We start from the raw sequence: 15,193 nt of genomic DNA on the forward strand, positions 1-15,193 counted from the left end.
CGTCATGCTCATGACGTATAGGACGGCCCCTTGTTTGCGATATTTTGGTCTAACGAATCTGGCACATGTTAGACGATATCACCATTTATCCAATACATTCCTCGTCATCATCATCAGGAGAATCGGCGGAGCCGTTGGGACGGTGCATTTTACGGTATTGCCCTGGGGTATAACCCGTCTCTTTTTTGAATTTACGGATGAAGTTTGGTGTATCCAGGTAACCGACACGCGTGATGATATCTTTTAACGGATCGGTAGTATGAAGCAGTAGTCGAATGACCTCATCCATCCGTTTCTGCCAGATATATTGGGTAAAGTTCATGCCGATCTTTTCTTTAAATGAACGACTGAAATAGGATGAAGAGATCGTGAATTTCGATGAAATCGTACCTAAACTGAGATCATAATCAGAGAAATTGGCATCGATATAAGCCACGATTTCATCCATAAGAGAGCTTTCTTCCGTCTCACTCTTCGCCTCGACATGGGCGCAGATTTCGGCGGCAAGGCCTGTCAGTTTTTTCTCCAAATCCTCTAACGAGTCGTAGGAAGTGATCCTTGGAAGTTGATCAACCACATGGTGGATTCCAAGCTCCGAAGCGGTTTTGAGCATTGTATTCAGAATATCAAAGCAGATGCAACGCAGCAGCGGTACAGACGGCATTTCGGATTTCAGGGTATTCAACGCAGTTGACACCATCTGAACTGCCACATCATAGCTGCCTTGTTTTAAGCTTTGAACCAGCTTTAATAACACATCCTTAGGGACCCAGAAGGAAGAATCCTGTACATCGGAACCGGAAAGGTCGTTAAAGTATGTACTGCTGCCCTGTCCATGCAGCATCGATGCTTCCAGAGCGGTCGAGGCTTCAATGTAGGACTGATTCAGCTGTTTCGGATAAGTGTACCGATTGCCTATCCCGATTGCGGGCGCAACTCCGGTGTGTTCAATCACCATCCATTGCAGTTTTTCAACGATAGGCTCCATACGGATATTCAGGCTTCCTTCATGCCCAATTTCGGCATCGAATCCCACGATAAGGGCCAATTGGTCTGCCTGTGGCAGCTCTACGCCGTAAGCATATGCAGACAACTCCGGCAGGTCCACATCGTTCATCAGCTGCATGACAGTAGGTTGCTCGGGGTTACCACCGATAGGAAAAGAATGCATTTCCCAGCCCATGATCATGACAAAATAATGGGATCGGTTAAAGCGTATGCCAAGCTTATCCGTAAACTCAGAGGGGAAATCTCCGGTGTGACCGTGCTTCAGCAACATGAGCAAAATATGATTGCGAGCATAGGGCTCCTGAAGATCTACGCGCTGACTATAATCATGCAGTGTTTTCTTGATCCATTCCAGCTCGTTGGTGGTGGAGGATGGATCAGGATCATTTTTCAACCGAATGAACTCCATTAAGTCTGAAATCGGATGGTACTGTCTTCGGGCCAACATAATGGCGAGGAACGTGCCCATCACCACCATGAAGGAGAAAACAAGAACAACAAAGGTGCGAATATGAACGATTCGGCTAAAAAATTGGTTGCTGGGCATAGCGGTTACATAAGTCCAACCCGCATCCGATTTAACGGATACAACCGAATGTGGTTCTTGATTTAAGGAGATGCTGTGCGTTCCGGGTTCAAGAGCAAACAGAGCGTTTACTTCCTGTTCGGATATGATTTCTCCCTTGTAATTGGCTGCCAGTACTTGCCCGAAATTATCGAAAATATAAGTCATTCCGTGATAGTCGCTGAGGATCGAATCAATTAAGCCCGTCAGATTGGACTCGTGAATCAAGTACATGACGGTTCCATGGGCAGGCGTATTGTTAGGTGCAATCGGTACAAGGTAGGCCAGCATGGAATTGGGTATTCTGGTTCCTTGGACGACCTGCTCCGCTGGACGTATTGTGGGGGACTGTACGTTATTCAAATCCCGGATCATGTCTGTTTTGTTCCACGTAGTAAATTTGTAGCGGCCAGTGAATACATCCAGGTTCTCAGAACCTTGAGAAGAATAGATGTTATCATCTTCACGGAAGAACAGGAATAACTCATCGATAATGGAACTGGTGGCTTTGTATTTGACCAATGCGCCGATTGATTCCCGGCTATAGTACGGATGGTGGGTCCAATACCGCGTTAACTGCTCATCGTAGGCGATGCGAAAAGCGATGTCTTGGAGTTCTTTCATGCGATCATCAATGACAGTTTTGGCTTGAGTGAGCTGATTGACATTGGTCTGTTCAATCTCTGAACGGAGCGTGTTCACAGCGTTGTGATAAATAATGATGGTTAAAATAACAAGAGGGATAAGGAAAATGGAGATATAGGATAGGGTGTACTTAAACAGAAGCTTGGACTTGAAGTGATTCCATTTCATATCTGCAACCTCCCGTTTATCTTAGTGCTGCAGCGATAGCGCTCTCATATGGGCAGTGAAGTTATTGCCAAGATGGTAGCTGCTGGGGTGTTCCTTCTAAAAATACTAGGAGAACTTCTCTAATAAAGCAATGGTTCTTTTATAAATTCCAGTGCAATCCGTAAGAAAGATATAGCTATAGCAAAATCCCCTCAAAGTTCACTCATTTCCTTATGCTACCACACAAGGCTTTTCAAAGAGTATCTACTTTAAGGGGATAATTTTAGCTGATCATATATTATATTTTCTATTACTGAATATAGGAGTTACAACGATTATTCGTCCAGAGGTTCATAGTCAAACCAATCGAAACTTGCAGGCGTACACTCCCCCGATGGAGCATGAGCGTACATGGCGATCATCACACCTGTGAAACCACTTGCTACTTCGGTAGATAACAGATGTGTTTCCCCTGAACCCACTTCGATGGCATCGGATGAACCTTGCTGGTAGAGGAACGTGAAGTGATTACGGTCAGCCTTGATTTGTAATACAACCGGCCCCGTGTCACAGTCAAGCACCTGTTCGGTTCGCAGAGAGCCGACGGTTCGCCGCAATACGATTTTCTTCTGCCCATAGACCTGTGTTACAGCCAAATCGTAATGATATTTATTATTCATAAATAAGGTTAATCCGGCTTCCTCACCGCTCGCAAATGGCTCATAACACAGCTCGGTGGCCATATTGCATAAGAAATGGCTCAATCGACGCCCAACAAAGGCTGGATTTTGTCCATCATCGAGTGAAACCGGCTGACCCCGCAGGATGAGTTGCCCGGGATTTTCTGTGAGTGTCCAACTATTCGGAGCCGGGTTCCGTAAGAAGATCCAGTTCATGTCCAAAGTTGGTTCGTCAAAATGATCCCGTATAGCCCGAGGTGACCAAGGATGCTCAGGCAATGAAGGTCCGGTCATCTCTGGTTCAATATGTCCGTCCACACCGATTATCGGCCAACCGTCATCCGTCCAAGTGACAGGTGCCAGGAAGGTCTCGCGTCCGAGATGGTGTCGCATGGGGTAACCTGCTGGACGAAGGCCCAGACATACGGCCCACCAGCTTCCATCCTGGATCTGGACAAGGTCTGCATGACCGGTTGCGTGAATGCTGGATTTCATGCTCCGATTGGACAGAATCGGATTATGAGGACACGGATCAAATGGTCCGTATGGCTCTGTGCTCCGAGCGATGGTCTCCATATGGCCATACTCGGTTCCACCTTCGGCGATCATCAGATAATAGAGGCCGTTTATTTTATACATGTGGGGAGCTTCGGGGGCTGCTCCTCCGGTTCCAGTCCAGATCAATCGACTATCGGTTAGTCTGGCTCCGGTCGTGATGTCTATCTCGCACTGATAGATGCCTTCGCCTTCATCGCCGTTACAGGCCGTTTGAAAATACACACGTCCATCTTCATCAAAGAAAAAAGAGGGATCAATGCCGCCCTGATCAATAAAAATCGGAGCAGACCATGGTCCCTCGGGCAGGGCACTACGCACATAAAAATTTCCGCCGCCGCTGACATTGGTTGTTGTCATGTAGAACCAGCCATCATGGTGCCGGAGTGTTGGGGCAAAAATGCCGCCAGAACTGCCCGCGTTCGCTAAAGGGAGTTGCTCAGTTGTTGTGAGGACATGGCCGATCTGTCGCCAGTTCACAAGGTCTTTGCTGTGGAAGATGGGCACACCAGGGAAATATTCAAAGGTACTGGTTACCAGATAATAGTCTTCATCTACACGGCAGATACTTGGATCTGGATAAAACCCCGGAATGACCGGATTGGTATATTTCATCATTTATGCTCCTATTCATTTCGAGAGTTTAGTATGAATCTGGACACATTGAAAATCCCTGCTACAAGGCGAATTATAACGCTTATAAGTATATGGAACCTTGATTTTTCGGTCTTGGAATAGCATGATATAGACATTCAACCCAACTATGTTCGCGGAGGGGAATGCTTTTGAGTAATGCATATTTGAGATGGTTTACCTCGGACCATCAACAATTTCCGTTTTTTATCCAGTACGGTGGACATGTTGAGGACATGGAGCTTCATAATCATATGGATTTTACGGAACTTGTGATTGTTCTGAATGGTCATGCAACCCATGTGGTGAACACCGAAGAATTTTTTATTAAAAAAGGGAACGCATTTGTGATTAATGGCGACACCCATCATGCGTATAAAGACCCTCATGATTTTAGGATCTGTAACATTATGTTCAGTCCCGAGATGCTTGCTTCGGCTGGGCCCGATCTGAGAAAATCTAACGGCTTCCAGGCGCTGTTTGTTTTGGAACCGTTTTATCGTAATATTCACTCCTTTCCGAGTAAATTGGCGTTATCCATTTCCAGTCTGGAGTATGTAGAATCACTGATATCGTTCATGATTGAGGAGTATCAGAGTAAACAGCAAGGGTATCAGACGATGTTGATCTCACGTCTTACGGAGATGGTTGTTTATTTGTCGAGGCAATATGATACACAGGAGAAAGGGATCGAAGGTAATAATCTGATGCATCTGGCAAATGCCATTTCATTCATTGAAGATCATTATCTGGAGCCACTGTCGCTAGAGGATATTGCGGGGAAGTCAAATATCTCAATAAGGCATCTGAATCGGATTTTTCGATCCTATTATCAGATGACCCCGATCTCTTATCTGCAAAAGTTGCGTCTGGAGAAGGCATGTCATTTGTTGAAAAACGGGAATCTGTCCATTACGGAAATTTCGTATGAATGCGGGTTTAACGACAGTAATTATTTTACCCGCCAGTTTAAGAAAGCCTTTGGCGAATCCCCCAAAACATACAGGCAGACTCATTAATACCTGATCGAATATAAAACACCAAAACAGGGCCTCCTCATAGGGAGGTCCTGTCTGCTGTCTCAGGGAAAAGGGGGAATTTAATAGTCCAAAAGCCGTCCGTTGTCATGCCACTGACCGTACATTTTATTTTCCTTTGTGTTGGTTATGAACTTATCCAATCTGCTCTGGAATAATACTGGCTGATTCTTAACACTTTGGATCGTATCGATCCGAACGTTTTGGTACAGGGTAGGGAAGGCCATGAAATTTGCAAAAACCTGATGGTCTTCTTTCAGCCTTTGTTCGATCACACCATCAATTATGAAAGCAGTTGGCTCCATAACAGGAAGAACCTGTCTACCCTCGTCATGCATGAAGCCCAACTTTTCAAGACGACGGACACGTTCCTTGTTCAATTCAGTCCATGAGCTGCGTTTACTTCTAGGAGATAATCTCTGTGCTAATTGAGTCTCGGATATTTTCTTTTTGACTCCATCGATCCAGCCAAAGCACAGCGACTCCTCAACCACGTCCAAATACAGCAGGGTATTCGGCACGGGTTTTATGCTTATTATTACCCAGCAAGATTTCTCAACTTTTCCATGTGTCTGCAACCAATTTCTCAATTCATCCCTCGACGTCATGGGGATACAATGTACATTTTCCATCCGATTGTCAACTATACTTGAGCCGGTTCCTGATACCAAAAGAGTGAATAGTCATTCATGATGGAGGCATACCCCAATTGACGCAGCATGGTAGAAACATTGCCTCGATGATAGGTTCCGTGGTTAACCACATGGATGACGATATCCGATAAGCTGGTTTCACGAACTCCTGCAAATGGATTATTGAGTAGAATGGTTTGCTCCAGATCAGCTTGGCCTCGTAACCACTCACTGTATTGTGCCGACAGGTCGGTAAAACATTGGAAGTACTCATCCACAGAACCGTGAATTTCACTATTGAGTGGTATGCATGCTTGCAGTGCCTCGGGCATCCCGGTGCCAGTTAACACCAGATACCACATCTTATCCACTGTATAGATATGGCTGAGTGCGTGAGCAATAGTTGGATATGAACTGTTCACTTCCTGACTCAGTACAGAAGAGGGCAGTTCCTTGATTCTGCCCAGGATGGTTTGGTTGGCCCATGCGTGGTAGTTATACATTTGTTCCGGATGATTCATTGATGATCGTCTCCTTTAATTTGGCGATGGATTAGATGAACTTACTGAGATGATTATAAAAAAAGAAGTATGACAACAGCGTGTCATACTTCTTCATAGAGCTTAAGTGCGTTTCGAAGTTGTTCTTTCAGAATGTCTCTTAATTCAATCGGTTCAAGTACCTCGGCACCACTGCCTAAACTAAGTAGAAACGACCATAACCACTTGGCTTGTAACGGTTGATGAACCGGGATACGCATCGTCATACTTCCATCCTCGTGAAATTGCTTATCTGCCTGTTGAAAATGATCCATGGCTTCCGCGAGCGCTTCCGGGTTCACCCGAAATACTACATCACTTACCTGATCTTGCCATGACGGATCTGACACAACCGTCTCTTGGGGAAGCTCAAGGTGGGGTTGGAAGTGTTCCGATGTCAGTTGCACGTTCATCATCCGGGACAGTCGGAACTCGCGATAATCCTGCCGTGTCTGGCAAAATCCATATACATACCAATTACGATATTTAAAATGGAGTCTTACCGGTTCCAGATGGCGGGGTGTATGTTCATTCTTTGTATTGATGTAGTCAAAACGGACAACCTGATGATCCGTAATACCTTTACGCAGATGAGGAAGGGCATCAGGTTCGGTTCGGCGAGTCTCCAGATCCACCGATAGACTTGAGGTTTGATGCTCCGGCCCAATCGTTTGCAGACGTTCAATCGTGCCTTGTGCACGTGCATCTTCGAATACTGTGGATAGACTGCTCAGGACCGTGATCAGGGAGTCCACATCATAAGAACCGAGCAAGCTTTTATCCATCTTGTATCCGTCCATCATGCCGTAGCCACCTTTGAGTCCCTGATGGGAGACGACCGGGAAGCCGGCGGCACAGATTACATCAATATCCCGATAGATTGTTCTTGGGGACACCTGAAACTCTTCCGCCAAGGTGGAAGCAGACAATACTTCGTGGTTCAGCAGTTTATATATGATTGAGATTAATCGCTCCAATTTCAAAAGGTATCCCCGCCCGTTATTCCATTTTGTCTTTATAGGCCATTATTATATCACGCCAGGGTAAACAACATGGAGGATTACAGAGGGTCTATAGGAGGCCATATCATGCAGTAAGTTTTGTTCCAACATGATTGGACAAGTTCTTCGGTGTGATGAAACAAAAAAAGAGTGCTGGATAGCACCCTTTCGAAGACACATGATTGTTGTTGTGTTGAACAGTTACGTTAGCAGATCGGTCGAACTTCATATCAAGTGAATAGTCAGAGCTGGTTCTACTCTTCTTGTACGTTATAGAGAACCCGAGCGAGCAGATTCTGTCCATAGTTTCCGAAGTTCTTACCAAAGATCGTTAAGCCCCGTTTGTTCAAAGGTTCGTCCGTAACGGCAATGCGGAAGTGAATATCGCTTTTGTAATCCAGCCCAATCTGGTCCAGCGTTACGTCCGAGATGCGGCATCCGTCAATATAGCTGCCTTCCTGTGTAATCCGGATCAGCTTCAGCATGCCGTACTGATTCAAGTGCGGAGGCCACCATTCCGGATTAAAGGTACCGCGTGTATTGCCAAAATCCCCCGGACTTGTCCAGCAGCCAATCTCAATCCCATTGACATAGAAGTAAATATCCGAAGGGTAATTGTCACAAAAGCCAGGGGCCTCCGAACCCAGTTCCATCGACAACTGAATTTCGCTAAACGACTGATTAGGCTTGAGATAGTTGGGAATCCGATATTCCAGATAACCTTCAGCCAGCCAGATCATCTCCGCATCAATTCGCAGTGGATCAGCAAAGTACCGCGGATCATCGAACTCTCCAACAATGCTGTCCCGGGTAGCGAGACCACATGTAGGTGCTGCCTGATAATCGCTGTAATGACCGACCTGAATTTCCACCTCATAACGATTGTTAATCTCTTGTGAACGCAGATCAACCATCAATTTTTCCTCATTGAGATAACATATCTTCTGAATTCCATGTTTGCCAACGGCGGTGTTGATCTCGATCAATCCGCTCTCTTCAAGCTTCTTGATATGCATCGTGATAGCACCATTGCTCAGTCCCAGCTTGGTTGCTAGATCATTGAGATTAAGACTTTGGTTCTTGGCCAGCAGCTCGATGATCTGAATCCGGATTTCCGAACTAAGCGCTTTGAAGATATTCACACCCGACATCAGATCTTTAATATAAATCATAGGTGGATTTCCTTTCCCCGTTCTGAACAAAGTCTTCGACACAGACATTTGCACATTTATATGTTTTATTTCAGATAATTATAAATCATTCCCTCATGGAAGGGAAGGGTGGAGAAATAGAAGCCAAAACCCTTGTATATAGCGCAAATACGAGAATATAACCTATTTTTTGTCCACTATTCCGGTTAAAATAAGTGTTAATCAGTTCACATATATTTGAAATATACCATTGAAATGTAATGTAACCGCTTTTATAATCCTATTATACCTAAATTGATTCAATACTTCATGAACCTAATTAACCATTTGAACAGGAAAGGTGGAGTTTGGTTTGGAAAAGTTAAGCAATGTGAAGAGGTTTAAGTGGAAACGGTTGGCGTTACCGGCATTACTTGTGATGGTATTACTGCTGGCAGGTCAGTCAAAAGCTTTGGCGGCATTCTGGAATCTGACCGGAGATACCGCTGTTCATGATCCGTCGATTATCAAAGAGGGCAGTTCCTGGTACACCTTTTCAACGGGCCCGGGCATTCAAGTATTGAAATCCGATAATGGTTCGTCCTGGTATCGTGTTCCACAAATCTTCTTAAGTAAGCCATCCTGGTGGGCTTCTGCCGTTCCGGGACAAAGCGGATTGGATGTATGGGCACCGGATGTAGAGCAGTATAACGGAAAAGTATGGCTCTATTATTCAATCTCCACCTTTGGCTCCAATCGGTCTGCGATTGGTCTTGCTTCTGCGAACAGCATTGGGGCAGGGCAATGGAAGGATGAAGGATTGGTGCTTCAAACCACGACCGCCAATAATTATAATGCCATTGATCCAAATCTGGTCATTGATGCTTCAGGCAATCCATGGCTGGCCTTTGGTTCTTTCTGGAGTGGCCTGAAGATTGTCAAGCTGGACAAAAACACGATGAAACCGACGGGAAGTATAACTTCCATTGCTGCGCGCCCGAATAACGGAGGTGCTATTGAAGGACCAAGTATTGTATATCGTGGCGGCTACTATTACCTGTTTGCTTCCATCGATTCTTGCTGCCAAGGGGTGAACAGTACCTACAAAATGGTCTATGGACGTTCGACCAGTATAACAGGCCCTTATGTGGACAAAAACGGAGTTAATATGCTGAATGGTGGCGGAACGATATTGGATACAGGCAATGTGAAGTGGAAAGGTCCAGGTGGTCAGGACGTGTACAACGGCAATGTCATCGCAAGACATGCCTATGATGCAGAGGATAATGGCAATCCTAAATTGCTGATTAATGACTTGCTTTGGGACTCGAGTGGCTGGCCGAAATACTGATTTATTTTATATAAATATAAAATGTTTTATAAAAGTGTTGACTAAAGTGATCTGGATTTGATAAATTTAACAACAGAAATCTTATTTCATCCAATTGAATACGGTTACAAGTCCAGATCAGGAGGGGTTCAGATGGTAAAGAAAAAGAGTTGGGTCACATTTATGCTTCTTATGCTGGTAAGTGCGCTGGTACTCGCAGGTTGCGGAGGAAGCAGCGGTGCAAGTGGGGACAAGGAGTTAACGTTTATGTTCCGCGGCGGTACTGATGAGCAGAAAGCATACCAAGCGGTGGTCAAGAAATTCGAAGAAGATCATCCGGGTGTGAAAGTCAAAATTATCGTAACGGCTGCGGATCAATATGCAACCAAGCTAAGAGCGGCAATTACAGGCAACAGCTTGCCTGACGTATTTTATATCAATCCGGGTGACGTGAAAGCGTATGTGAACAGCAATGTGCTGATGAACCTCACTTCGTATATTGAAAACAATCCGGATGTTGATCTCGATAATATCTGGAAATACGGCGTGGACCTGTATCGTTATGACGGCCAAATGGCAGGTCAAGGTGATATCTACGGTATGCCGAAGGATCTGGGGCCATTTGCACTGGGCTACAACAAAACGTTGTTTGAAAAAGAGGGCATCCCACTCCCTGACAAGGATAAACCATACACATGGGAAGAGTTCATCAAGGTGAACCAGCAAGCGACCAAGGATACCAATGGAGATGGTAAACCGGATGTATACGGTACTGGATTCAACGTACAGTGGGCCCTGCAATCCTTTGTATGGAGCAACGGTGGGGATTGGTTGGATGAGACCAAAACAAAGGTAACGATTGATGATCCGAAATTCGCTGAAGCACTGCAATTCTTCGCGGATATGCAGAACGTATACAAAATTACACCTTCCATTGAGGAAGCGCAAACATTGGATACGTACCAACGCTGGATGAAAGGTGAAATGGCTTTCTTCCCTGTAGGTCCATGGGATATGAGTACATTTGAGAAATTACCTTTCGATTATGATTTGCTGCCATTCCCTGCGGGATCAACTGGCAAATCGGCAACGTGGATCGGATCTCTGGGAATCGGAGTATCTGCCAAAACGAAACATCCAGAAGAAGCAGCAGCATTGGTGAACTACCTTACGGCTTCGAAGGAAGGCATGCAACAACTGGTAGATGCCAAGGTACAAATTCCGAACTTGCTTGATATGGCAGACGAGTGGGCCAGTGATACATCCACGAAACCAGCCAACAAACAGGAATTCATTGATATTGTTGAAGATTACGGCCGGGCTCTGCCAGGTAACTACACGTACAATGCGGAATGGTATGACCTGTTCTTCACGGACATCCAGCCGGTATTGGATGGCAAGATTACAGCCGCAGACTATGTGAAGCAGCAACAACCGAAAATGCAAAAACTGCTCGACAAAGCGGTTGAACAAGAAAAGAAATCTCAGAAATAGTAGATAGGAAAGGGTGATGCCGGCAGCCTGCAATCATGCTACTGGCATCATTCGTATTGGAACTTATTGGATTCCATACGGGCATGTGGCATTCGTTGATCGACAAGGTTCAATCGAAGAATGCCACATGCTGATACTAGAAACAGGGGTGAACGCCGTGATTACGAAATCGAGTTTGTATCGCAAAGAGATGCTGTACGGATATCTGTTTATTTTACCTCCGATTCTTGGATTGCTGATCTTTGTCATGTTCCCGTTCCTCTACTCCCTTTATGGTTCCTTTACGGATTGGGACGGACTGGGACAGATGAACTTTATCGGTTTGGCCAACTTCAAGGATTTGCTCACGGATGACCTCTTTTACAAAGCGATGTTTAATACATTCTTCCTGATGCTTGGTATTCCAATTGGTTTGTTGCTCGCATTATTGCTGGCAATGGGTCTGAATCGTAAAATTCCCGGCACGACGACATTCCGTGTGATCTATTACATTCCGGTTATTTCTTCCCTCGCTGCGGTGTCCATCATGTGGAACTGGGCGTACAACGGGGATTACGGTCTGGTGAACCAGTTCCTTGACCTGTTTGGGATTAAAGGTCCTAACTGGCTAGCGAACAAAGACACGGTTAAACCGGCTTTGATTATTATGACGGTGTGGAAAGGCTTGGGATACACGATGTTGTTGTACCTGGCAGCACTGCAAAGTGTATCACGTACATACTACGAGGCGGCTGAGCTGGATGGAGCGAACGGGTTCCAAATCTTCCGCAATATCACCTGGCCTATGGTGAAGCCAGTTACCTTTTTCCTCATTGTTACAAATATCATTGGCGGTTCCCAGATCTTCACCGAGATGAACATTATGACACCTACGGGTGGTCCTGAATACTCTTCGGCATCAATCGTTTTCTACATCTGGCAGAAAGCCTTCAGTAACTTGCAGATGGGTTATGCCTCAGCAATGGCCATGATTCTTGGTATTTTCATTTTTGTCATTACCCTGGTGCAATTCAAAATGAACGAAAAATCAGCCTATGATGGGGATTGATTGTCAAGGAAAGGAGTGAACCGGAGATGTCTTACAGTCAAAAGAGGAAATTAACAAACTCGATCATCTTTATCGTACTCGCGATTGGGGCGATTGCGATGATTGCACCACTGATCTGGATGTTGTCCACTTCATTGAAGGAGAAGCAGGATGTGTTCGCGCTTCCGCCTGTGTGGATACCTGAAGTATTCCAATTTGGTAAGTATAAAGAAATCTGGGAAGCCGGTCCCCTACTCAGCGGGATCAAAAACAGCCTCATCGTTGCGGTGAGTGTAACGGTGGTGGGTACGTTTACGTCCAGTATCGCTGCCTTTGCTTTTGCCAAATTAAGATTCCCACACAAAAATAAACTGTTTCTCGCGTTGCTGGCATCCATGATGATTCCTTATCCAACAGTCATGATCCCGCAATTCATCATGTTTGCAAAGCTGGGCTGGGTGGATACGCTGTTGCCACTGATTGTTCCTGGCCTGTTCGGTAACGTAATCATGATCTTTTTCCTGCGCCAGTACCTGCTTAGTGTACCTGATGCAATTATTGAGGCGGCCAAAATCGATGGAAGTTCCTACTTCCGGCTGTACTCCAGTATTACGTTTCCGCTCATCAAACCGGCGATTGCTGCACAGCTGATTCTCTGGTTCATGGGCATCTGGAACGATTATCTGGCACCTATTATTTATCTGAATTCACCGGAGAAGCAGACGTTACAGCTCGTTATAGCAAACTTTAATGCCACGTATGCGATTCAAACCGATTATCCGCTTATTATGGCGGCGTCAATTGTGGCTCTGTTACCTGTATTAATCATCTTCCTGATCTTCCAGAAACAGATTATTGAGTCGGTTGCAATTTCGGGAGTGAAGGGATGAACCAGCGGAAGAAATTCCGACGGTGGTCGAATTCAGGAAAAGGAGTGGTTGCTTCCATGTTGTTATTGTTGGTTGTTGGAGCTGCGGGTTGTTCCGGAGAAGGAGCAGGAGAAACGGTGTCCCGTCCCGTCTTTCCTGAAGCTCCTCAAGATACTCAGTTGTATGACACTTCCATTTTGGATGATGAATCACGCTGGACGGTGAACAATGCGCATGATCCGGCCATTATCAAAACAGACCAGGGATACTACGTCTATTCCACAGACGTTCGTGTAGCAGGAGAAGCGAAACCCGGCGTCATGGTACGCAAATCAGATGATCTGATCCACTGGAAGTGGGTAGGTCAAGCTCTCCCGGGTATTCCGCAAGAAGCGCTGGACTGGACAGGTGCGGTCAATCTGTGGGCACCGGATGTGGTCCAGGCTGGTGATACCTATCGGATGTATTATTCGGCTTCTTCTTTTGGCAGTACACAGTCGGCTATTGGTCTTCAGACATCCTCATCTCCCGAAGGTCCATGGACAGATGAAGGACTCGTTGTGAAAACCTCTGCGAATGAACAAGACAAATTAAATGCCATTGATGCCAATCCCATTGTGGATGCCGAGGGCAATTCGTGGATGGTATACGGTTCGTTCTTTGACGGCATCTATATTGCGCCACTTGATCCCGACACCGGGAAATTCAAGGACGAGGGTTATGGTACTCGCATTGCCGCTCGTGATCGTGCAACTGAAGAGGGTGCAGTGGAAGGTCCATACATTGTGTATAACCCGGAGTTCAAAAAGTATTATCTATTCGTCTCCTATGATTCCTTATTCGAAGATTATAACGTGCGGGTTGCGCGTGCTGATTCGATCACAGGACCGTACACAGACATAAACGGCAATAACATGCTGGATACAGATTATCTGCCGCAATATGAGATCGGCACCAAAATTCTCGGCGGTTATCGTTTCACAGAAGGCGAGGGCTGGGTTGCGCCTGGACATAACTCCGTTCTGAAGGACGGAGACGATTATTACATCGTGCATCATGCACGGGGCGAGACGGATAAAAACTGGCCATATCTGCATGTACGCAAAATGTTATGGACGAAGGATGGCTGGCCTGTGGTTTCACCTGAACGTTACGCCGGTGAGACAGCACAGGACATTCCGAAGTCCATGATTGCCGGGGAGTGGGAAGGCATGGCGCTTGATCCGTCCGTAGACGGGCAGATTCAAGCCGTGCCTTATACCCTAACAAGCAAAGGTAAGATTAAAAGTGAAAAAGGTTCAGGGACCTGGACCTTTGATGACAAACAAACACTGACGTTGAAGTGGAAAGAAAGCCCATGGGGCGGAGCCTCCACGGAAGAGCTGAAGCTGCTCCCGTCCTGGGACTGGGAGCGAAGCCAGCCCGCGTTGGTGGTAACAGGCCTCAATGACCGCGGTGTAGCGGTCTGGGGCAAGCAGATCAGCGCAGCGGAGGAGTAAGGGGGCGAGCAGCGAGCGCGGTAAGAGCGAGCTGCTGCGCCAAGGTGCACAAGCAGTGAGGGGGAGGAAGAAGCCGCAGGAGCGAGTTTGGCATCCGATTTCAACCGTCAAGAGCGGTGGGGAAAAGAAATCGGAGGACAAGAGAGCACCAAGGCCCTGCCACCCCCGAACGTCCGCTGTGCATGACAAAGCTGGCCTATAGCTCTGCGGCCAGCCCAGCATTACATGGGGAGAGTTGACCCTGCGAAGCGGTCGACCCCATAAGATCGAGCCAACAAAAAAGGCTCGAAGTGAGGTTGTAACCCGGCGAGCGCGGTGAGAGCGAGCTACCGCTCCGAGGGTGCACAAGCAGTGAGGGGGAGGAAGGAGCCGCAGGAGCGAGTTTGGCATCCGATTTTAACC

At 46.3% G+C, this 15,193-nt stretch carries 12 protein-coding genes; 6 read left to right on the plus strand and 6 right to left on the minus strand.

The genetic code is table 11. The features are described from left to right. Nucleotides 1-85: 85 nt before the first annotated feature. Both NSQ20_RS06310 and NSQ20_RS06315 read right to left on the minus strand, forming a co-directional pair. Nucleotides 86-2,386 carry an AraC family transcriptional regulator gene (locus NSQ20_RS06310; RefSeq protein ID WP_340032123.1) on the minus strand — a complete coding sequence of 767 codons (2,301 nt, stop codon included), beginning with the start codon at nt 2,384-2,386 and terminating at the stop codon, nt 86-88. 314 nt (nt 2,387-2,700) lie between these two features. After that, a complete protein-coding gene (locus NSQ20_RS06315) occupies nt 2,701-4,215 on the minus strand; it encodes a glycoside hydrolase family 43 protein (RefSeq protein WP_127547933.1) in 1,515 nt (504 codons plus the stop codon). A gap of 170 nt (nt 4,216-4,385) precedes the next feature. Between NSQ20_RS06315 and NSQ20_RS06320 the strand changes: the two genes are divergently transcribed. Continuing rightward, nucleotides 4,386-5,252 (plus strand): helix-turn-helix domain-containing protein, encoded by an 867-nt coding sequence (locus NSQ20_RS06320; RefSeq protein WP_076319035.1) that lies wholly within the window; start codon nt 4,386-4,388, stop codon nt 5,250-5,252. Nucleotides 5,253-5,332: 80 nt separating this feature from the next. Here NSQ20_RS06320 and NSQ20_RS06325 read toward each other — a convergent pair whose 3' ends face one another. The 4 genes from NSQ20_RS06325 to NSQ20_RS06340 all read right to left on the minus strand — a co-directional run bounded on the left by NSQ20_RS06325 (nt 5,333) and on the right by NSQ20_RS06340 (nt 8,614). Further along, the gene (locus tag NSQ20_RS06325) at nt 5,333-5,902 is read right to left on the minus strand and encodes a YdeI/OmpD-associated family protein (protein WP_340032125.1); all 570 of its coding nucleotides are present in this window, start codon (nt 5,900-5,902) and stop codon (nt 5,333-5,335) included. An 11-nt stretch (nt 5,903-5,913) separates the two neighbouring features. Then, nucleotides 5,914-6,423: a DinB family protein gene (locus tag NSQ20_RS06330; RefSeq protein WP_340032127.1), complete on the minus strand. Its 510-nt coding sequence runs from the start codon at nt 6,421-6,423 to the stop codon at nt 5,914-5,916. Nucleotides 6,424-6,506: 83 nt separating this feature from the next. After that, nucleotides 6,507-7,424, minus strand: a complete 918-nt coding sequence (locus NSQ20_RS06335; RefSeq protein WP_340032128.1) for a YafY family protein — start codon at nt 7,422-7,424, stop codon at nt 6,507-6,509. 272 nt (nt 7,425-7,696) lie between these two features. Beyond that, nucleotides 7,697-8,614 (minus strand): winged helix-turn-helix transcriptional regulator, encoded by a 918-nt coding sequence (locus tag NSQ20_RS06340; RefSeq protein WP_036668788.1) that lies wholly within the window; start codon nt 8,612-8,614, stop codon nt 7,697-7,699. Nucleotides 8,615-9,011: 397 nt separating this feature from the next. Between NSQ20_RS06340 and NSQ20_RS06345 the strand changes: the two genes are divergently transcribed. The 5 genes from NSQ20_RS06345 to NSQ20_RS06365 all read left to right on the plus strand — a co-directional run bounded on the left by NSQ20_RS06345 (nt 9,012) and on the right by NSQ20_RS06365 (nt 14,791). Then, entirely contained in the window at nt 9,012-9,923 is a 912-nt protein-coding gene (locus NSQ20_RS06345; RefSeq protein ID WP_051154000.1) for a glycoside hydrolase family 43 protein, read from the plus strand. A 132-nt stretch (nt 9,924-10,055) separates the two neighbouring features. Beyond that, complete coding sequence (locus tag NSQ20_RS06350) at nt 10,056-11,396, plus strand: sugar ABC transporter substrate-binding protein (protein ID WP_340032129.1); 1,341 nt, start codon at nt 10,056-10,058, stop codon at nt 11,394-11,396. A gap of 157 nt (nt 11,397-11,553) precedes the next feature. Then, nucleotides 11,554-12,444, plus strand: coding sequence for a sugar ABC transporter permease (locus NSQ20_RS06355; protein ID WP_036611613.1), 891 nt, complete (start codon nt 11,554-11,556; stop codon nt 12,442-12,444). Between the two features lie 26 nt (nt 12,445-12,470). Then, nucleotides 12,471-13,313, plus strand: coding sequence for a carbohydrate ABC transporter permease (locus tag NSQ20_RS06360; RefSeq protein WP_036611483.1), 843 nt, complete (start codon nt 12,471-12,473; stop codon nt 13,311-13,313). Between the two features lie 56 nt (nt 13,314-13,369). Then, on the plus strand, nt 13,370-14,791 hold the full coding sequence (locus NSQ20_RS06365) for an arabinan endo-1,5-alpha-L-arabinosidase (protein ID WP_340033002.1): 1,422 nt from the start codon (nt 13,370-13,372) through the stop codon (nt 14,789-14,791). Nucleotides 14,792-15,193: the final 402 nt, after the last annotated feature.

The organism is Paenibacillus sp. FSL K6-1122 (assembly GCF_037977015.1).
GTDB classification, from domain to species: Bacteria; Bacillota; Bacilli; order Paenibacillales; family Paenibacillaceae; genus Paenibacillus; species Paenibacillus amylolyticus.

What these genes read in the sequence shown, in the direction of transcription:
- NSQ20_RS06345 (WP_051154000.1), top strand. Translation starts at nt 9,012, where the DNA reads ATGGTATTACTGCTGGCAGGTCAGTCAAAAGCTTTGGCGGCATTCTGG.
- NSQ20_RS06330 (WP_340032127.1), bottom strand. Translation starts at nt 6,423, where the DNA reads ATGAATCATCCGGAACAAATGTATAACTACCACGCATGGGCCAACCAA.
- NSQ20_RS06340 (WP_036668788.1), bottom strand. Translation starts at nt 8,614, where the DNA reads ATGATTTATATTAAAGATCTGATGTCGGGTGTGAATATCTTCAAAGCG.
- NSQ20_RS06365 (WP_340033002.1), top strand. Translation starts at nt 13,370, where the DNA reads ATGTTGTTATTGTTGGTTGTTGGAGCTGCGGGTTGTTCCGGAGAAGGA.
- NSQ20_RS06350 (WP_340032129.1), top strand. Translation starts at nt 10,056, where the DNA reads ATGGTAAAGAAAAAGAGTTGGGTCACATTTATGCTTCTTATGCTGGTA.
- NSQ20_RS06325 (WP_340032125.1), bottom strand. Translation starts at nt 5,902, where the DNA reads ATGGAAAATGTACATTGTATCCCCATGACGTCGAGGGATGAATTGAGA.
- NSQ20_RS06315 (WP_127547933.1), bottom strand. Translation starts at nt 4,215, where the DNA reads ATGAAATATACCAATCCGGTCATTCCGGGGTTTTATCCAGATCCAAGT.
- NSQ20_RS06310 (WP_340032123.1), bottom strand. Translation starts at nt 2,386, where the DNA reads ATGAAATGGAATCACTTCAAGTCCAAGCTTCTGTTTAAGTACACCCTA.
- NSQ20_RS06360 (WP_036611483.1), top strand. Translation starts at nt 12,471, where the DNA reads ATGTCTTACAGTCAAAAGAGGAAATTAACAAACTCGATCATCTTTATC.